This is a genomic window from Pseudomonas sp. AC193, assembly GCF_979258075.1.
The window spans coordinates 174,893-193,551 of sequence record NZ_OZ409832.1 but is presented as its reverse complement, the minus strand read 5'-3'; the positions used below and the strand labels follow the sequence as shown (position 1 = coordinate 193,551).

Annotated in this window: 17 protein-coding genes, 4 tRNA genes and 1 pseudogene; 12 read left to right on the top strand and 10 right to left on the bottom strand. The window is 58.9% G+C overall.

Annotated features, from left to right (window positions below; genetic code table 11):
- Nucleotide 1: 1 nt before the first annotated feature.
- Genes ACZZ0D_RS00930 through yacG form a run of 4 tightly spaced genes read left to right on the top strand, consistent with a single transcriptional unit; the run spans nucleotide 2 to nucleotide 2,910 of the window.
- Entirely contained in the window at nucleotides 2–1,219 is a 1,218-nt protein-coding gene (locus ACZZ0D_RS00930) for a type II secretion system F family protein (protein ID WP_463552248.1), read from the top strand.
- 1 nt (nucleotide 1,220) lies between these two features.
- Complete coding sequence (locus ACZZ0D_RS00925; protein WP_053123925.1) at nucleotides 1,221–2,093, top strand: prepilin peptidase; 873 nt, start codon at nucleotides 1,221–1,223, stop codon at nucleotides 2,091–2,093.
- Complete coding sequence (gene coaE, locus ACZZ0D_RS00920) at nucleotides 2,090–2,713, top strand: dephospho-CoA kinase (RefSeq protein WP_463552247.1); 624 nt, start codon at nucleotides 2,090–2,092, stop codon at nucleotides 2,711–2,713. The genes ACZZ0D_RS00925 and coaE overlap by 4 nt, the downstream gene beginning before the upstream one ends.
- Nucleotides 2,710–2,910, top strand: coding sequence for a DNA gyrase inhibitor YacG (yacG, locus tag ACZZ0D_RS00915; protein WP_007959585.1), 201 nt, complete (start codon nucleotides 2,710–2,712; stop codon nucleotides 2,908–2,910). The genes coaE and yacG overlap by 4 nt, the downstream gene beginning before the upstream one ends.
- Nucleotides 2,911–2,916: 6 nt before the next feature.
- Here yacG and ACZZ0D_RS00910 read toward each other — a convergent pair whose 3' ends face one another.
- Both ACZZ0D_RS00910 and ACZZ0D_RS00905 read right to left on the bottom strand, forming a co-directional pair.
- A complete protein-coding gene (locus tag ACZZ0D_RS00910) occupies nucleotides 2,917–3,132 on the bottom strand; it encodes a hypothetical protein (RefSeq protein ID WP_463552246.1) in 216 nt (71 codons plus the stop codon).
- 65 nt (nucleotides 3,133–3,197) lie between these two features.
- On the bottom strand, nucleotides 3,198–3,887 hold the full coding sequence (locus tag ACZZ0D_RS00905) for an energy-coupling factor ABC transporter permease (RefSeq protein WP_463552245.1): 690 nt from the start codon (nucleotides 3,885–3,887) through the stop codon (nucleotides 3,198–3,200).
- A gap of 183 nt (nucleotides 3,888–4,070) precedes the next feature.
- Here ACZZ0D_RS00905 and ACZZ0D_RS00900 point away from each other — a divergent pair, with 183 nt between their 5' ends.
- From ACZZ0D_RS00900 to ACZZ0D_RS00885, 4 genes are all read left to right on the top strand, one after another.
- Nucleotides 4,071–4,697: a DUF1780 domain-containing protein gene (locus ACZZ0D_RS00900; protein WP_008078503.1), complete on the top strand. Its 627-nt coding sequence runs from the start codon at nucleotides 4,071–4,073 to the stop codon at nucleotides 4,695–4,697.
- Nucleotides 4,694–5,221, top strand: coding sequence for an MOSC domain-containing protein (locus ACZZ0D_RS00895; RefSeq protein ID WP_053123933.1), 528 nt, complete (start codon nucleotides 4,694–4,696; stop codon nucleotides 5,219–5,221). The genes ACZZ0D_RS00900 and ACZZ0D_RS00895 overlap by 4 nt, the downstream gene beginning before the upstream one ends.
- Before the next feature lie 51 nt (nucleotides 5,222–5,272).
- A complete protein-coding gene (locus ACZZ0D_RS00890; protein ID WP_007909875.1) occupies nucleotides 5,273–5,446 on the top strand; it encodes a DUF3094 domain-containing protein in 174 nt (57 codons plus the stop codon).
- Nucleotides 5,447–5,509: 63 nt separating this feature from the next.
- On the top strand, nucleotides 5,510–6,808 hold the full coding sequence (locus ACZZ0D_RS00885) for an NAD(P)/FAD-dependent oxidoreductase (protein WP_159815266.1): 1,299 nt from the start codon (nucleotides 5,510–5,512) through the stop codon (nucleotides 6,806–6,808).
- Nucleotides 6,809–7,717: 909 nt separating this feature from the next.
- Here the strand turns inward: ACZZ0D_RS00885 and ACZZ0D_RS00880 are convergent.
- The 7 genes and pseudogenes from ACZZ0D_RS00880 to rluD all read right to left on the bottom strand — a co-directional run bounded on the left by ACZZ0D_RS00880 (nucleotide 7,718) and on the right by rluD (nucleotide 12,804).
- Nucleotides 7,718–7,794: transfer RNA gene (locus tag ACZZ0D_RS00880), tRNA-Pro, on the bottom strand.
- 94 nt (nucleotides 7,795–7,888) lie between these two features.
- Nucleotides 7,889–7,964, bottom strand: a tRNA-Lys gene (locus ACZZ0D_RS00875).
- Nucleotides 7,965–7,969: 5 nt separating this feature from the next.
- Nucleotides 7,970–8,046, bottom strand: a tRNA-Pro gene (locus ACZZ0D_RS00870).
- Between the two features lie 9 nt (nucleotides 8,047–8,055).
- A tRNA-Asn gene (locus tag ACZZ0D_RS00865) sits at nucleotides 8,056–8,131 on the bottom strand.
- Nucleotides 8,132–8,428: 297 nt separating this feature from the next.
- Nucleotides 8,429–10,992 (bottom strand): annotated as a pseudogene (gene clpB, locus ACZZ0D_RS00860) (ATP-dependent chaperone ClpB).
- A 130-nt stretch (nucleotides 10,993–11,122) separates the two neighbouring features.
- Nucleotides 11,123–11,845: a peptidoglycan editing factor PgeF gene (gene pgeF / locus ACZZ0D_RS00855; protein ID WP_463552244.1), complete on the bottom strand. Its 723-nt coding sequence runs from the start codon at nucleotides 11,843–11,845 to the stop codon at nucleotides 11,123–11,125.
- Complete coding sequence (gene rluD / locus ACZZ0D_RS00850) at nucleotides 11,842–12,804, bottom strand: 23S rRNA pseudouridine(1911/1915/1917) synthase RluD (RefSeq protein ID WP_034153865.1); 963 nt, start codon at nucleotides 12,802–12,804, stop codon at nucleotides 11,842–11,844. Before rluD ends, pgeF begins: the two co-directional genes overlap by 4 nt.
- A gap of 151 nt (nucleotides 12,805–12,955) precedes the next feature.
- On the opposite strand from rluD, the gene ACZZ0D_RS00845 reads away from it, so the two are divergent.
- The 4 genes from ACZZ0D_RS00845 to ACZZ0D_RS00830 all read left to right on the top strand — a co-directional run bounded on the left by ACZZ0D_RS00845 (nucleotide 12,956) and on the right by ACZZ0D_RS00830 (nucleotide 17,257).
- On the top strand, nucleotides 12,956–13,972 hold the full coding sequence (locus tag ACZZ0D_RS00845) for an outer membrane protein assembly factor BamD (RefSeq protein ID WP_053123943.1): 1,017 nt from the start codon (nucleotides 12,956–12,958) through the stop codon (nucleotides 13,970–13,972).
- Nucleotides 13,973–14,098: 126 nt separating this feature from the next.
- Complete coding sequence (locus tag ACZZ0D_RS00840) at nucleotides 14,099–14,338, top strand: PP0621 family protein (RefSeq protein WP_053123945.1); 240 nt, start codon at nucleotides 14,099–14,101, stop codon at nucleotides 14,336–14,338.
- Nucleotides 14,328–15,914 (top strand): sensor histidine kinase, encoded by a 1,587-nt coding sequence (locus tag ACZZ0D_RS00835; RefSeq protein WP_159815278.1) that lies wholly within the window; start codon nucleotides 14,328–14,330, stop codon nucleotides 15,912–15,914. The genes ACZZ0D_RS00840 and ACZZ0D_RS00835 overlap by 11 nt, the downstream gene beginning before the upstream one ends.
- On the top strand, nucleotides 15,911–17,257 hold the full coding sequence (locus tag ACZZ0D_RS00830; protein ID WP_463552243.1) for a sigma-54-dependent transcriptional regulator: 1,347 nt from the start codon (nucleotides 15,911–15,913) through the stop codon (nucleotides 17,255–17,257). The genes ACZZ0D_RS00835 and ACZZ0D_RS00830 overlap by 4 nt, the downstream gene beginning before the upstream one ends.
- A gap of 279 nt (nucleotides 17,258–17,536) precedes the next feature.
- Here the strand turns inward: ACZZ0D_RS00830 and thiO are convergent, their stop codons facing one another.
- Nucleotides 17,537–18,637 (bottom strand): glycine oxidase ThiO, encoded by a 1,101-nt coding sequence (gene thiO, locus ACZZ0D_RS00825; protein WP_463552242.1) that lies wholly within the window; start codon nucleotides 18,635–18,637, stop codon nucleotides 17,537–17,539.
- Nucleotides 18,638–18,659 lie beyond the last annotated feature (22 nt).

The window sequence follows — 18,659 nt, the reverse complement described above, 5'->3', positions numbered from 1 at the left end:
CATGGCGGTCAAGGCAGCGAAAATCAGCATCTATGCCTGGGAAGGCACGGATCGCAAAGGCAGCAGAGTTACCGGCGAGCTGAGCGGGCAGAATCCGGCGCTGGTCAAGGCGCAGCTGCGCAAACAAGGGATCAACCCGGGCAAGGTGCGCAAAAAATCCGTGTCGTGGCTGAGTCTGGGCAAACGCATCAAGGCGCAGGACATCGCCCTGTTCACCCGGCAAATGGCAACGATGATGAAGGCCGGCGTGCCGCTGTTGCAGTCGTTCGACATCATTGGCGAAGGCTTCGATAACCCGGCCATGCGCAAACTGGTCGACGAGGTGAAGCAGGAAGTTGCTGCCGGTAACAGCTTCGCCGCCGCGCTCCGCAAAAAGCCGCAGTATTTCGACGAGTTGTATTGCAACCTGGTCGACGCCGGCGAGCAGTCCGGTGCGCTCGACACCTTGCTGGAGCGCGTCGCGACCTATAAAGAAAAAAGCGAAGCGCTTAAAGCCAAGATCAAGAAAGCCATGACCTACCCGACCGCCGTGGTGCTGGTCGCTGCGGTGGTCACCGGGATTCTGCTGGTGAAAGTGGTGCCGCAATTTCAGTCAGTGTTCTCCGGTTTCGGTGCTGAGCTGCCGCCTTTCACCCTGATGGTGATCAGCCTTTCAGAATTCATGCAGCAATGGTGGTGGGCGATTCTCGGCTTACTGATCGCGGCGTTTTTCGGCACCCGTCATGCGCTGAAAAAATCTCAGGCGTTGCGTGATCGGCGCGACACCTGGCTGCTGAAACTGCCACTGGTGGGTGCGATGATGTACAAGTCCGCCGTCGCGCGTTTCGCCCGAACGCTGTCGACAACATTTGCCGCCGGCGTGCCACTGGTTGAAGCGCTGGACTCGGTGGCTGGCGCCGCGGGCAACGTGGTGTTCAAGCGCGCGATTCTGCGTATTCGTCAGGATGTTTCCACCGGCATGCAGCTGAATTTTTCGATGCGCACCACAGGCATTTTTCCCAACATGGCCGTACAGATGACTGCGATCGGTGAAGAGTCCGGTGCACTCGACGAGATGCTCGACAAGGTTGCGGGTTTCTATGAAGAGGAAGTCGACAACATGGTCGACAACCTCACCAGCCTGATGGAGCCGTTCATCATGGTGGTACTCGGGGTGATTGTTGGCGGTCTGGTGGTGGCGATGTACTTGCCGATCTTTCAACTCGGCTCAGCGATCTGATATGCCCATCGACGAACTGTTTGCCCTGTATCCGCTGGCCTTTGTCATCACCGCGCTGTTGCTCGGGCTGGTGGTCGGCAGCTTCCTTAACGTGCTGATCTGGCGTCTGCCGAAGATGCTTGAACGCGATTGGCGCCAGCAGGCCCAGGACGTCCTCGGCCTGCCCGGCGAAACGCCGCTGCCCACTTACAACCTGATGCTGCCGCACTCGCAATGCCCGCATTGCGCGCATCGAATTCGGGCGTGGGAAAATATTCCGCTGCTCAGTTACCTGTGGCTGCGCGGCCGCTGTTCCGCGTGTGCAGCGCCGATCAGCAAACGTTACCCGTTGACCGAACTGGCCTGCGGCCTCCTCTCGGCATTTATCGCCTGGCACTTCGGCTTTGGCTGGCAGGCGTGTCTGCTGATCTTCCTGACCTGGGGTCTGTTGGCGATGAGCCTGATCGACACCGAACATCAATTGCTGCCCGATGTGTTGGTGCTGCCCTTGTTGTGGCTGGGGTTGATCGTCAACAGTTTCGGCTTGTTCGTGCCATTGCACGCTGCGCTGTGGGGCGCGGTGGCTGGTTATCTGCTGCTGTGGTCAGTGTTCTGGCTGTTCAAATTGCTCACCGGCAAGGACGGCATCGGCCACGGTGATTTCAAGTTGTTGGCGCTGCTCGGCGCGTGGGGCGGCTGGCAGATTCTGCCGCTGACCATTCTGTTGTCATCGCTGGTCGGCGCGATCATCGGCGTGATTTTGCTGCGCCTGCGCCAGCAGGAAACCTCGACGCCGATCCCCTTCGGCCCCTATCTGGCAATTGCCGGCTGGATTGCCTTGCTCTGGGGTGGTCAAATAACCGACTTCTATTGGCAGTTTGTCGGTTTGAAATGAATACCCCTGTGGAAAAACCCTGGATTCTCGGCCTGACCGGCGGCATCGGCAGCGGCAAAAGTGCCGCTGCCCAGCACTTTATCGACCTCGGCATTCATGTCGTCGACGCGGATCACGCCGCGCGCTGGGTGGTCGAACCGGGCCGGCCGGCGCTGGCCAAGATTGCCGAGCATTTCGGCTCCGGCGTGCTACAAGCGGACGGCACACTGGATCGTGCGGCCCTGCGCAAACTGATCTTCGAGATTCCAGAACAGCGGCGCTGGCTCGAAGCCTTGCTGCATCCGTTGATCGGCGAAGAAATCGCTCATCATCTGGCGCTGGCAAAATCGCCTTACGCGATTCTGGTGTCGCCGCTGTTGATCGAATCCGGGCAATACGCGATGACCCAGCGAATCCTGGTGATCGACGCCCCGCAACAACTGCAGATCGAACGCACCTTGCAGCGTGACCAGACCAGCGAACAGCAGGTTCAGGCGATCCTCAAGGCCCAGTCGAGCCGTGAAGACCGCGTGAGCCGCGCCGACGACGTGGTGGTCAACGACCGCGACCTCGCCTGGCTGCACAGCGAAGTCGAGCGTCTGCATCACTTTTACCTGACTTTATCCGGAGGCCAAGCATGAGCCAGATTCCTACCGTTGAATGCCCAACCTGCGGCGCCCCCGTCGAATTCACCCCTGAAAACAAGTTTCGCCCGTTCTGTTCCGATCGCTGCAAACTGATCGACCTCGGCGCCTGGGCGTCCGAAGAACACAAGATTCCGGTCGCACCGGACGCTGAAGACGAACTGTTTTCCGGCGATTTCGATCCTCGTCACTGATCCCGCTTAGGGCCGCATAAAGCTGTAGTCCTGATCGTCTTCGAGGTTTTCCGCGAGAAAACGCAACTCGTCGGCCAGGTCTTCGGCGTTGCGCACAGCCTTGCTCTGTTGCACCACCGCACTGAGCAAGGCACGCAAACTCAGGCCCGGGTCGAAGCCCACCTCTTGCGCCATTTCCAGACTCTGCCGGGTTTCCTGCCTCGCCCATTCGTACACACTCATACCGCCGCTCCTGTTGGGATTTGCGCGAGCATGAGATTTTGTGTGGGTGGTCGGTTTGATGTGGATCAACGCTTGGGATCGTCGTCCTTCCACGGCGCCGAAAGATAGCGTGTGCGGTTGAAGGTCTCCAGCCATTCCGGGCTGAAGACCACCAGCGCGCTGATGACCATGCCGTTGATAAACGCCTCGGGGAAAATGATCAGCCACAGGTAACCGATGAAATCTTCCAGCCATTCCGGCATGGCGAAGACGCCGTCGTACCACAGCAGCGTCAGACTCAGCAGCAGGCAAAACAATGCCGACAGCGCGGCAGCCAAAAACCCCGAACAGAAGATATACACGAAGGGATTACGCGGTTGTGCACGCTCGACGAGAATTGCCACGCACTCGGTGATCAGCACCGGCAGCAGAATAAACAGCGAGCCGTTGACCCCCATCGCCGCGAGATCCTGACGCCCGAGCAACACCAGACCGATCTGCGCCACCAGTCCGCCGACAATCGCCAGCGGCCAGTCCAGCAGCAAAGTCACTGCGGTCATGCCAATAAAGTGATACGACACGCCGGTATCGAAATCCCTGCGCACCAGCCACAGCAGAAATAACGCGAACACCGTGCCGAACAACAGATGCTGACGGCGGCTGTCACTGAACAACTCGACCCACGGCGCACGCACGATCGCCCAGAGCAACACCGGCAGGTAAATCAGCCAGCCGAGCGTCAGGCTTGCCGTCGACAGCAGTTCAGCTCCAATCATGACTCCCTCACCCTCCATCGACATTCCCACTGTAGGAGCTGCCGAAGGCTGCGATCTTTTGATTTTTTATTTAACAGCAAGATCAAAAGATCGCAGCCTTCGGCAGCTCCTACAAGGGCGAGGTGAACCGGCGGTTCAAGCAAAGCTTTCTGCTTGTCGCATTTGAACGCTAAGCTTGGGCCTATGGATGACTCAGATTATTTACGCCTGCTGACCATCGCGGCCGAGCAAGCCAACGCGTTCCTGTCCAATGCCCGCAAATGGGAGCGTGAGCGTTGGGTCTGCCAGCGCCTGCTGCAAGGCTTGAATATCCCCTATCGCGCCGACGAGTTCGCCCCGGCCGGTGAGCCGCCGGACGTATTGTTTCGTGATGCCAATTTCGAAGTGTTCTTCGTCCTTGATGAAGGCCGTCGCCTCAACGATGAGTGGCGCGACGAACTGCAGCGTCGGCGCAGCGCTTTTTCGCTCAGCCAACTGGTGCGCCGCGAGGCCAAGCCCAAGCGCATCCCGGCCAATGAATTCCTTATGCGACTGGCGCCGACCTTGCGTAAAAAAGCCCACAACTACAAAGAACGCGGCATGGATCTGGGTGAGCTGGACATCATCGCCTTCGCCAGCCTCAAGCGCGAAGTGCTCGACTTGAACAGCCACTTCCCGCCGCCCACCGAGTATCTGCGTCAGGGCTGGCGCTCGCTGTCCCTGGTCGGCCCGACCTTCGCCCGCGTACTGTTCGCCCATCCGGATGCGCCGGATTTTCTGCGCAGCAACCTTGGTCGCAGTATTGTTTTTGATGTGGGGATCAGCCTGTGACGCCGCTTCAGCAGTTGATCGCCGATGTGCCGCAAACCGGACGTGTGCGCTGGATCGGCGTGCGCCCCGAATCCCGTGGGCCGATGATTGAGCTGGATGCAGTGGAGGCACGGCTCGAGGCCGGGCTGACTGGCGATCACGCACGCCCCGGTGTACGCAATGCGCGGCAGGTGACGCTGATTCAGTGGGAGCATCTGGCGGTGATCAATGCATTGATGGGCCGCCCCGACGATCAACCGGTCAAGCCTGAAGATCTGCGGCGCAATCTCGTTATCAGCGGTATCAATTTGTTTAGCCTGAAAGGTCGGCGCTTTCGCATCGGTCAGGCCATCTTCGAAACCACCGGTTGGTGTCAGCCTTGTGCACGCCTGCAAAACAACCTCGGCCCCGGCACCTTTCAAGCCGTGCGCGGGCATGGCGGAATTACCGCGCGGGTGTTACAAAGCGGGATCATTCGCCTCGATGATGGCGTGTCTGTCGAGCCGGTTCCGGACAGCGGCTATGCTGCGTTCAACCCCGGATAAAAACCGCTGTAGCTTCTGCCCATTCAGCAACGTCTACCTGACGAGACATTTATGACCAGCCGCCTGAACCCCGAAGACCAGAAACATGTCGAAGAGTACCTGCAACTGTCCCAACACCGAGTCGAGCGCCGGCCTTTCCGGCCGTGGATGCTCCTCGTGCTGGTGCTGGCAGTGACCATTGGTCTGGGCCTGTTGAGCCGATTTATCAGTTACCTGACGCTATGAGCTGCTTCGCGCTCGCTTGGGTAACCGCACCGATTTCCTTTAAAAACCTTGCGAGTTATCCCTATGTCCCATCGTATTGTTATTGTCGGCGGCGGCGCCGGCGGTCTGGAGTTGGCTACCCGTCTGGGTAAGACTCTGGGCAAACGCGGCACCGCCAGCGTGATGCTGGTCGACGCCAACCTGACGCACATCTGGAAGCCGTTGCTGCACGAAGTGGCCGCCGGATCGCTGAACTCCTCCGAAGACGAACTCAACTACGTTGCCCAGGCCAAATGGAACCACTTCGAGTTCCAGCTGGGGCGCATGAGCGGGCTCGATCGCGCTCAGAAGAAAATCCAGCTGGCCGCGACTTACGACGAAAACGGCGTCGAACTGGTGCCGGCGCGAGAAGTGCAGTACGACTCGCTGGTGATCAGCGTCGGCAGCACCACCAACGATTTCGGCACTCAGGGCGCGGCGCAGCACTGTCTGTTCCTCGATACCCGCAAACAGGCCGAGCGTTTTCATCAGCAATTGCTTAATCACTATCTGCGCGCACATGCCGGGCAAACCGATGTGGTCGAGCAGATCAGCGTGGCGATCGTGGGTGCTGGCGCAACTGGCGTTGAGCTGGCGGCAGAGCTGCACAACGCGGCGCATGAACTGGCGGCGTATGGGCTGGATCGGATCAAACCGGAAAACATGCACATCACCCTGATCGAAGCCGGGCCACGGGTGCTGCCTGCCCTGCCGGAGCGCATCAGCGGGCCGGTGCACAAGACCCTGGAGAAACTCGGGGTCAATGTGATGACCAACGCCTCGGTCAGCGAAGTGACGGCGGACAGCCTGATCACTGCCGACGGCAACGAGATCAAGGCCAGTCTGAAGGTCTGGGCCGCCGGGATTCGCGCGCCGGGTTTCCTCAAGGACATCGATGGTCTGGAAACCAATCGCATCAATCAGCTGCAAGTGCTGCCGACGCTGCAAACCACCCGCGATGAAAACATCTTCGCCTTCGGTGACTGCGCGGCCTGCCCACAACCGGGATCGGATCGCAACGTACCGCCGCGTGCTCAAGCGGCGCACCAACAGGCGTCGTTGCTGGCCAAATCGCTGAAGCTGCGCATCGAAGGCAAAACCCTGCCGGAGTACAAGTACACCGACTACGGCTCGCTGATCTCGCTGTCGCGTTTCTCGGCTGTGGGTAACTTGATGGGCAACCTGACAGGCAGCGTGATGCTCGAAGGCTGGCTGGCGCGGATGTTTTACGTCTCGCTCTACCGCATGCACCAGATGGCGCTGTACGGGCCGTTCCGCACGGCGATGCTGATGCTCGGCAGCAAGATTGGTCGCGGCACGGAGCCACGCCTGAAGCTGCATTGATGATCTAAAAACAGAGGGAGCTGGTTAGCTCCCTCTTTTTTTGCGCCATCCACAAATCCGCAGTCAACCACGGTCCATGTGGGAGCGGGCTTGCTCGCGAAGAAGTCGTGTCATTCAACATTTATGTGGACTGATACATCGCTTTCGCGAGCAAGCCCGCTCCCACAGGTTCCAGCGCCGAACACAAACCCCGAGCACACCCAAATCATTGTAGGAGCGAGCTTGCTCGCGAAAGCGGTGTGTCAGTCGGTATTGATTTCGACTGTGCTGCCGCCATCGCCAGCAGGCTGGCTCCCACAGGTTCCACCGTCGAACACAAATCCCCAAACATACCCAAATCATTGTAGGAGCCGAGCCTGCTCGCGAAAGCGATGTGTCAGTCGACATTGATTTCGACTGTGCTACCGCCATCGCCAGCAGGCTGGCTCCCACAGGTTCCACCGTCGAACACAAATCCCCAAACATACCCAAATCATTGTAGGAGCCGAGCCTGCTCGCGAAAGCGGTGTGTCAGTCGACATTGATTTCGACTGTGCTACCGCCATCGCCAGCAGGCTGGCTCCCACAGGTTCCACCGTCGAACACAAATCCCCAAACATACCCAAATCATTGTAGGAGCCGAGCCTGCTCGCGAAAGCGGTGTGTCAGTCGACATTGATTTCGACTGTGCTGCCGCCATCGCCAGCAGGCTGGCTCCCACAGGTTCCAGCGTCGAACACAAATCCCCGGACATACCCAAAACATTGTAGGAGCCGAGCTTGCTCGCGAAAGCGGTGTGTCAGTCGACATCATTTTGAATGACACACCGCTTTCGCGAGCAAGCCCGCTCCCACATTTTTTTTGCGGCGTTCTCGGGTTTTTCGCGGACAAAAAAAATCCCCGTATCTTTCGATACGAGGATTTTTAATATGGTCGGGGTAAGGGGATTCGAACTCCTGACATCCTGCTCCCAAAGCAGGCGCGCTACCGGACTGCGCTATACCCCGGTAAAAAAAAGGCGACCTTTCAGTCGCCTTCTTCGATCAGCGCTTTTGGCCTCTGATCTTAAGATTCGATTCCAGCGTTAACTGGTTTCAAAAATGGTGGGTCGTGTGGGATTCGAACCTACGACCAATTGGTTAAAAGCCAACTGCTCTACCAACTGAGCTAACGACCCAAAAATGGTCGGGGTAAGGGGATTCGAACTCCTGACATCCTGCTCCCAAAGCAGGCGCGCTACCGGACTGCGCTATACCCCGGCTTGAAATTGGCTCCGTGACCAGGACTCGAACCTGGGACCCAATGATTAACAGTCATTTGCTCTACCGACTGAGCTATCACGGAACTACATATTTCAATTTACAACGGTGAAACTTACTGCTTCCAGTCACTCGTTCGCATCGCTGCGTTCGTGTGTCTGAGGCGCGCTATTCTACAACCTAGAACACCTCTGTCAACCCCCTAAATTGCTTTCAAGTTAATGATTTGCAACTTATTTCAGATTTCAGCTCAGTGAGTTGAAACCGTCTTGGCGACTGACTGCGGGGCGCACTTTACAAGCCTTTTCCTTTGAGTTCAACAGCCTAACGAAAAAAAAGGCCCCACAATGTGGGGCCTGCCAATTTTCATTGGCGTTTGGACTTAGTTGAAAACGATTTCGTCGCTCTCAACCACGCCGGTTGCCGTGTCACCTGGCAGGAAATGCCCCGACAGGATCAGCTGCGCCAACGGGTTTTCGATCCAGCGCTGAATCGCACGTTTCAACGGACGTGCGCCATAGACCGGGTCGTAGCCCACCGCAATCAGCTTATCCATCGCTTCCGGGCTCAGTTCCAGCTTCAGCTCACGCTCAGCCAGACGCGTACGCAGGCGACCCAACTGGATCTCGGTGATGCCCGCGATCTGATCCCGTGCCAGAGGCTCGAAGATCACTACTTCGTCGACCCGGTTGATGAACTCCGGACGGAAGTGTGACGTCAGCGCGTCCATCACTGCTGCACGCTGTGCCTCACGATCACCGACCAGTTCCTGGATCTGACCGACCCCAGGTTCGAGGTCATCACGATCACCGTGTTGCGGAAGTCAACGGTACGGCCGTGGCTGTCGGTCAGGCGACCATCCTCAAGCACTTGCAGGAGGATGTTGAACACATCCGGGTGCGCCTTCTCGACTTCGTCCAGCAAGATCACCGAATAAGGCTTGCGACGCACAGCCTCGGTCAGGTAACCGCCCTCTTCGTAGCCGACATATCCTGGTGGCGCACCGATCAAGCGAGCCACGGAATGTTTCTCCATGAACTCGGACATGTCGATCCGCACCATCGCCTCTTCAGTATCAAAGAGGAATTCGGCCAGCGCCTTGCACAGCTCGGTTTTACCGACACCGGTCGGGCCGAGGAACATGAACGAGCCGCTTGGACGATTCGGGTCAGACAACCCGGCTCGCGAACGCCGCACGGCGTTGGCCACGGCGACCACAGCTTCTTCCTGACCAATCACACGTTTGTGCAACAGGCTTTCCATCTTCATCAACTTGTCGCGCTCGCCTTCGAGCATTTTCGACACGGGGATGCCGGTCGATTTCGACACAACCTCAGCGATCTCTTCCTCAGTCACCTTGCTGCGCAGCAACTGATTTTCGCTCTTGCCGTGCTGATCGACCATTTGCAGGCTGCGTTCCAGATCCGGGATCACCCCGTACTGCAACTCGGCCATGCGGTTCAGGTCGCCTTTACGGCGTGCCGCTTCCAGTTCCTGACGCGACTGTTCGATCTTCTGCTGAATCTGTGCAGAACCCTGCACCTCGGCTTTCTCCGAGTTCCAGATTTCTTCCAGATCGGAATACTCGCGTTCGAGGCGGACGATTTCTTCCTGGAGTTTCTCCAGACGTTTCATCGCCGCTTCGTCGCTTTCTTTCTTCAGCGCCTGCGATTCCACCTTCAACTGAATCAGGCGACGTTCCAGACGATCGAGCACTTCCGGCTTGGAATCGATTTCCATGCGGATACGGCTCGCGGCCTCGTCGATCAGGTCGATGGCCTTGTCCGGCAACTGCCGGTCAGTGATGTAGCGATGGCTGAGCTTCGCCGCCGCAATGATCGCGCCGTCGGTGATCGCCACTTTATGGTGAACCTCGTAACGCTCTTTAAGCCCGCGCAGGATCGCGATGGTGTCTTCTTCGCTCGGCTCATCCACCAGGACTTTCTGGAAGCGTCGCTCAAGCGCCGCGTCCTTCTCTATATATTGGCGGTACTCGTTAAGCGTGGTCGCGCCAACGCAGTGCAACTCACCGCGAGCCAGTGCAGGCTTGAGCATGTTGCCGGCGTCCATCGAACCTTCGCCCTTACCGGCGCCGACCATGGTGTGCAGTTCGTCGATAAACAGAATGATCTGCCCTTCCTGCTTCGACAGCTCGTTGAGCAGCGATTTCAGGCGTTCTTCGAACTCACCGCGATACTTGGCACCGGCGATCAGCGCGCCCATGTCCAGCGAAAGCAGACGCTTGCCTTTAAGGCCGTCCGGCACTTCGCCGTTGATAATGCGCTGGGCCAGACCTTCGGCGATTGCGGTTTTACCCACGCCAGGTTCACCGATCAGCACCGGGTTGTTCTTGGTGCGGCGTTGCAGAACCTGAATGGTGCGACGAATTTCGTCATCACGGCCAATCACCGGATCGAGCTTGCCGTCTTCGGCGCGCTTGGTCAGGTCGACGGTGTATTTATCCAGCGCCTGACGCGACTCCTCGTGGTTGGCGTCATTCACCGCTTCACCACCACGCAGGTTAGTGATGGCGTTTTCCAGAGCTTTTTTGCTCACGCCCTGGCCGAGCAACAACTTGCCGAGCTTGCTGTTCTCGTCCATTGCCGCGAGCAGTACCAGTTCGCTGGAAATGAACTGGTCGCCCTTCTGCTGCGCCAGACGATCAGCCTGATTGAGCAGGCGTGCCAGATCCTGCGACATGTTGACGTCGCCAGTCGGGTTCTGGATTTTCGGCAATTGGTCGAGCTCTTTGGTCAGCTCTTTGCGCAAGCTGTTGACGTCGAAGCCCACCTGCATCAGCAGAGGTTTGATCGAACCACCCTGCTGTTCAAGCATGGCTTGCATCAAATGCGCCGGCTCAATCGCCGGATGATCGTGGCCGACTGCCAACGACTGGGCGTCGGACAAAGCCAACTGTAATTTACTGGTTAAACGGTCTATTCGCATAAGTCACCTTCCTTTTGAGCAGGCCGGGCCTAAGAAACCATCCTGAATAAAGAAACCTGCCAGATACCCCTATAGATGCGGTCGATTCTGGAAGATTCAAGCGTCAGAGAGTTGATGCAGATCAGACAGTCTAGCGGGTGAGCCAAACTAAGGAGGCGAAGCGTCCGGTGCGCGAAGCACGGCGATAGGAGAAGAAGCGCGGATCGGTCACGGTGCAGAAACCGCCACCATAAACAGCAGTGACACCACGGGCTGCCAGACGCAGGCGCGCCAGCAGATAGATGTCCGCCATGAACTTGCCGGCATTGGCGCTCGGCACGAAGGCGTTTGCCGCTTCCGGCAACTGACTTATGAAGACTTCACGAACTTCCGGGCCGACTTCAAAGGCTTTCGTGCCAATCGCCGGGCCGAGCCAGACCAAAACGTCATTAGCCGGAATATCGAGGCTATCGAGCGTCGCTTCAAGGACACCCGCCGCCAGACCACGCCAACCGGCATGGGCCGCCGCCACGCGAGTGCCAGCGCGATTGCAGAACAATGCCGGCAAGCAATCCGCCGTCATCGCCGCGCAGGCAATACCGGGCGTTGTCGTCCAGCTGGCGTCTGCGGTCGCAACAATGCCCGGATCAGCATGTGCCACGGTAATCCCGTGAACTTGCTGCAACCAGGCAGGCTGTATAGAGAAGTGTTCGGTGAGACGGCGACGGTTTTCGGCAACGGCCTCAGGACGATCATCGACATGATCGCCCAGATTGAGGCTGTCGAACGGCGCCTCGCTGACACCGCCCTCGCGGGTGGTGACGCAGGCTTTGACGCTGGCCGGCGCGGGCCAATCCGGCGTCAGCCAGTTCATCCGATGAACGCCTCGCGATCCTGCTTGAGCAGGGTCAGCAGCCAGACGAAATCTTCTGGCAGCGGCGATTCCCAGCTCATGCGTTCACCGGTCGTCGGATGATCCAGCTCAAGGAAGCGCGCGTGCAGGGCCTGACGCGGGAAATGCTTGAGCGATTCCACCATCGTCGGGTTGGCCGCTGGCGGAATGCGGAAACGACCGCCGTACGCCGGATCGCCGACCAACGGGAAGTTGATGTGCGACATATGTACGCGAATCTGGTGAGTACGACCGGTTTCCAGTTTCACCCGTACATGGGTATGGGAACGGAAGCGCTCCAGCACGCGGTAGTGGCTGACGGCAGGCTTGCCGCCTTCCATCACCGCCATGCGCTGGCGCTGCTGGCCGTGGCGACCGATCGGGGCGTTGATCTTGCCACCGGCCGTTACCACGCCAATCACGATGCACTCATAGATGCGGCTGACGCTGCGACTCTGCAATTGAGTAACAAGCTTTGTCTGCGCCTGAATGGTCTTGGCCACCACCATCAAACCGGTGGTGTCCTTGTCCAGACGATGCACGATACCGGCGCGCGGGACATTGATGATGTCCGGCACGTGGTGCAGCAAGGCGTTGAGCAGCGTGCCATCGGCGTGACCGGCAGCCGGGTGTACCACCAGGCCCGCAGGCTTGTTGATCACCAGAATGTCGTCGTCTTCATAGACGATGTCGAGCTCGATGTCCTGGGCGATCCACTCGCCCTGGGCTTCCTGCTCGGCAGTCAGCTCAAGGATGGCACCGCCGTGCACGATGTCGCGAGGGCGGATGACCGCCCCGTCCACAGTCAGGCGACCTTCTTTGATCCAGGCGGAAAGGCGCGAGCGAGAGTGCTCAGCGAAGAGTTGGGCAGCGACTTGATCGAGGCGTTGGCCGCCCAATTCGGACGGCACCTCTGCGCGAAGTTCAATTTTATCGGACATGCTCTGACTGTGCGTCGGCACAGCTTTTGGTTTCGGCTGCGCGCTTGTGGTTAAATACGGCGTCTTTTGCCCCGAGGCTTTTCAACGGGGCGCTCATCATAACAGGACGGCCCCGCCCAAGACAGCGGCCGTCATAGGGACGCAAGCCGCCATGCAAGTGAAACACCTGCTGCTGATCGCCATCCTCGCATTGACCGCTGCTTGCTCATCGAAGGAAGTCGTAGACGAAAACCTCAGCGAAGCCGAGCTGTATCAGCAGGCTCAGACTGACCTGGACAACAACAGCTACACCAGCGCCACAGCCAAGCTGAAGGCTCTGGAGTCGCGTTATCCGTTCGGTCGCTACGCCGATCAGGCACAGCTGGAGCTGATCTACGCCAACTATAAGAACGCCGAGCCGGAAGCTGCAAAATCCGCCGCCGAGCGTTTTATTCGTTTGCATCCGCAGCACCCGAACGTGGATTACGCGTACTACTTGAAAGGTCTGACTTCTTTCGACCAGGACGTCGGCCTGCTGGCGCGCTTCCTGCCGCTGGACATGACCAAGCGTGACCCGGGCGCTGCCCGCGACTCGTACAACGAGTTCGCCCAGCTGACCAGCCGCTACCCGAACAGCCGCTACGCGCCGGACGCCAAGCAGCGCATGATTTATCTGCGCAACCTGCTGGCAGCCTACGAAATCCACGTGGCCGACTACTACCTGACCCGTCAGGCTTATGTAGCCGCTGCCAACCGTGGTCGTTACGTGGTGGAAAACTTCCAGGAAACTCCATCGGTCGGTGACGGCCTGGCGGTGATGACCGAGGCTTACCAGCGTCTGCACCTGGACGAACTGGCCAACACCAGCCTGGAAACCCTGAAGCTCAACTACCCGAACCACCCTAGCCTGCAAGACGGCCAGTTCGTGCCTTCGGTGGCTGAAGCGGACAACCGTTCGTTCCTGAGCAAGGCGACCCTCGGTCTGATCGAGTCGCGTCCACCGCTGCCGCCGGGCGAAACCCGCGCCAACCAGGACGTGCAGAAGCAGTACCAGGACGCGAAAGATGCGATCCCGAACGAGCTGAAGCCTAAAGACGAAAACGGCGACGTGATCGAAGAGCCGGAGCCAGAGTCGAGCGACACTGACCGTTCGTGGTTCAGCTACATGACCTTCGGCGTGTTCGACTGATCACACCGGATGGACAAAAAAGGGAGATCTCAGGATCTCCCTTTTTTATTGCCGCGCGTTAATAGGCTGTGCGCTTGTCGGGAGCTTGGCTAAACTGCCGGATCATTAGTCGGAAAGCCGCTCATCATGCTTCGTTTATTGTTCTGGATCGTCCTGATTTTCGCCGCTGTCTGGCTGTGGCGTAAATTCAAGGCGCCCGCCGCCAATCAATCCAATCGCGCCCCTCGCGAACAGGACGCCGCGCCGATGGTGCGTTGCGCCCACTGCGGCGTGCACCTGCCGCGCGACCGTGCATTGAGCGTTCAACAACAGTGGTATTGCAGCCAGGCTCACCTTGAGCAAGGCCCGGGCCCCCGTGATCGCTGAGGCCAACGCCGACAGCAAACAGGCTCAGCGTCTGCTGCGCCTTTATCACCTCTACCGTTTAAGCGTCGGCATCATGCTGGTGCTGCTGATCTCCAGCAATATGGACAACCGCCTGCTGACGTCGATTGACGACGATTTGCTGCGCAGCGGCAGTTGGCTGTACTTGGTGCTGAATATCCTGCTGGTGGTGTTCCTAGAGAGCACCCGGCGCCCGGCGCAGTTGTTCAGCCTGGCGCTGGTCGACGTGTTGCTGCTGTGCGGTTTGTTCTACGCCGCCGGCGGGGTTGCCAGCGCCATCGGCAACTTGCTGATCGTTTCCGTGGCGATCTGCAACACCTTGCTGCGCCGGCGCATCGGTTTGCTGATTGCTGCCATAGGCGCGCTCGGCATCGTCGGCTCGAGCTTTTTGCTGAGTTTCAGCCATCCCCTCACGGCCAACGATTATCTGCAGGCCGGCACCCTCGGCGCGCTGTGCTTTGCCGCCGCTTTGCTGGTGCAAGGGTTGATTCGTCGGCTTGAAGTCAGCGAGACCCTGGCCGAACAACGCGCCAGTGAAGTCGTCGGGCTTGAGGCGCTCAATGCGCTGATCCTGCAACGCATGCGCACCGGCATTCTGGTACTCGACGAGCAACGCCGCGTGCAACTGGCCAATCACAGCGCGCAGACCTTGCTGGCGCGCACACACCTTCAGGGCCATTTGATCGACGACTATTCGCCCGCCCTCGTCGATCGCCTGCAACTGTGGCTGAACAACCCGACCTTGCGCCCACAAAGTCTGAAGATTCCCGGCAACGGTCTGGAATTGCAGCCGAGCTTTATCGCCCTCGAACAAAGCCCAAACCAGCAAACCCTGGTGTTTCTCGAAGACCTCGCGCAAATCGCTCAACAAGCGCAGCAACTCAAACTCGCCGCGCTTGGACGACTGACCGCCGGCATCTCCCACGAAATCCGCAATCCATTGGGCGCCATCAGTCATGCCGCGCAGCTATTGGGTGAATCCGAGGAACTCGATGGCGCCGACCGGCGTCTGACGCAGATCATTCAAGATCACTCCAAACGCATGAATCGAGTCATCGAAAACGTCCTGCAACTGTCCCGCCGCCAGCAAAGCGCACCGCAACGGCTGGATCTCAAGCCGTGGCTGGAAAACTTCGTCAACGAAAGCCGCGAGCAGGCCAATGAACAGCAACAGATTCATCTGCGGATCAACTCTGGGGATTTCACCACGCTGATGGATCCTGCGCAGCTCACACAAATTCTCGACAATCTGCTGCGTAATGGCTGGCGCCACAGCGCCCTGCTGCACGAGCAGGCCGAGGTCTGGCTGGCGTTGTTTGTCGACACCGAAAGCCAACTGGCAGTGCTCGAAGTGCAGGACAACGGCCCCGGCGTGCCCGTCGATGAGCAGGCGCATCTGTTCGAACCGTTCTTCACCACCAGCAGCCAGGGCACCGGCCTTGGGCTTTATCTGTCCCGTGAGCTGTGCGAAAGCAACCAAGCGCGCCTAGACTTCAAACCACGCCAAGGCGGCGGCTGCTTTCGCATCACCTTTGCTCACGGACGGAAACAAAGTTGAACACGAGCCCACGGCAAAAAATTCTCATCGTCGACGACGAACCGGATATCCGCGAACTCCTGGAAATCACCCTGGGACGGATGAAACTCGACACCTTCAGCGCGCGTAATCTGGCTGAAGCCCAAGCGCTGTTGCAGCGCGAGCAATTCGATCTGTGCCTGACCGACATGCGCCTGCCCGACGGCACGGGGCTGGATCTGGTGCAGCACATTCAACAACGTTATCCACAACTGCCGGTGGCGATGATCACCGCTTACGGCAGCCTCGAAACGGCGATCAATGCGCTGAAGGCCGGGGCGTTCGACTTCCTCACCAAACCGGTGGATCTCACCCGCTTGCGCGAACTGGTCGCCACCGCGCTGCGCATGCCGGTGGCGGGCGCCGTGTGCACGTCGATTGATCGACGTTTGCTCGGTGACTCCCTGCCGATGCGTAGCTTGCGCAAGCAAATCGACAAACTCGCCCGCAGTCAGGCGCCGGTGTACATCAGCGGTGAGTCCGGAAGCGGTAAAGAACTGGTCGCACGACTGATCCACGAACAAGGGCCACGCGCGAGCCAGCCGTTTGTACCGGTGAACTGCGGGGCGATTCCGTCGGAACTGATGGAAAGCGAGTTTTTCGGCCATCGCAAAGGCAGTTTTACTGGCGCAGTTGAAGACAAGCCGGGACTGTTTCAGGCGGCAAATGGCGGCACCTTGTTTCTCGATGAAGTGGCGGACTTGCCGCTGTCGATGCAGGTGAAACTGCTGCGCGCCATTCAGGAAAAAGCCGTGCGTAGCGTCGGTGGGCAGCAGGAAACCGTGGTCGATGTGCGGATTCTTTGCGCGACGCACAAGGATCTTGATGCGGAAGTGGCTGCCGAGCGGTTTCGGCAGGATCTGTATTACCGGCTCAATGTCATTGAATTGCGTGTGCCGTCTCTGCGTGAACGGCGCGATGACATTGAAGTGTTGGCGGCGCACATGCTCAAGCGTCTGGCCAAGGACACCGGGCAACCGGCGGCACGCTTGCATGAACAAGCGCTGGAGACGCTGAAGAATTATCGTTTTCCGGGGAATGTGCGCGAGCTGGAAAACGTGCTCGAACGCGCGCACACCTTGTGCGAGAACCGCACGATCGAGGCTGGGGATTTACGCCTGAGCGAGGGTAATTGCGCGGCGGAAGGCGGGATTGCGGATCTGACGCAGATCGACAATCTTGAAGATTATCTGGAGAACGTTGAGCGGAAGCTGATTTTGCAGGCGCTGGAGGAAACGCGCTGGAATCGCACGGCGGCGGCGCAGCGCTTGAGTCTTTCGTTTCGGTCGATGCGGTACAGACTGAAAAAACTTGGTCTGGATTAGATCGCAAAAGATCGCAGCCTGCGGCAGCTCCTACAGGAAACGCATTCCAAGGTAGGAGCTGCCGAAGGCTGCGATCTTTTGATCTTGCTTTAAATGCGGCCCGCAGGCGCATAAGGCGCCAGCACCAATCCGATTGAATCTTTCGTTTTGGTCGATGCGCTATCGGCTGAAGAAATTGGGTCTGGATTAGATCGCAAAAGATCGCAGCCTTCGGCAGCTCCTACAGGAAACGCATTCCAAGGTAGGAGCTGCCGAAGGCTGCGATCTTTTGATCTTGCTTTAGATGCGGCCCGCAGGCGCATAAGGCGCCGGATCAATAATCGGCGCACGACCCAACATCACATCTGCAAACAACTGACACGACGCCGGCGCCAGCACCAATCCGTTACGGTAATGCCCGCAGTTCAGCCACAACCCTTCATACCCCGGCACCCGGCCAATGTACGGAATCCCTTCCGGCGAACCCGGGCGCAGCCCCGCCCAATGCCCGACCACTTCGGCATCCGCCAGCGCCGGAATCAGCTCGACCGCTGAAGCCTTGAGGCTCTCCAGCGCCACATCGGTCGGCGTTTTGTCGTAGCCTTCATGCTCCAGCGTGCTGCCAATCAGAATATGCCCGTCACGCCGCGGAATCGCGTACCGCCCCTTGGCCAGCACCATGCTCGGCAAGAAATCCGCCGCGCACTTGTAGAGAATCATCTGCCCTTTCACCGGTTCGACCGGCAGTGTCAGATCCAGCGTCTTGAGCAGATCACCGCTCCATGCACCCGCCGTCAGCACGACCTGATCACCCTTGATCACGCCGCCGGAGGTTTCGACGCCGATGACCTGCCCACCTTCACGAACAAACCCGCTGACTTCGCACTGCTCATGAATCGTCACGTTCGGCATCGCTTGCAGCGCCGCTTTCAACGACTTCACCAAGCGCGGATTACGCACGTTGGCGACGTCAGCCATGTAGATCGCGCGGGAAAATCCACCGCCGAGTACCGGCACCGCGTCGTGCGCTGCCGAGATATCCACAGCCCGCAGCGGCCGGTTTTCACGCTTCGCCCAGGCCAGCGCTTCGGCTTCATCGTCAAGATCCAGCCAGTACAGGCCGGTGGTGTGGACTTCAGGATCAACCCCGGTATCAGCAAACAGACGCTCGCCAAGCTGTGGATAAAAATCCTGCGACCAGTGCGCCAGCGCGGTGACTGCCGGGCTGTAGCGCCACGGGTACAACGGCGAAACGATACCGCCGCCCGCCCAGGACGATTCCTGGCCGAGGTTCGAACGATCGAGCAGCACCACGCTGCGCACTTCGGAGGCGAGGTTGTAGGCGGTCAGCAGGCCAATCACCCCGCCGCCGACTATCACCACTTGTTGTTGCCTGGTCATGTTTGATCCAACCGTAAAAAAG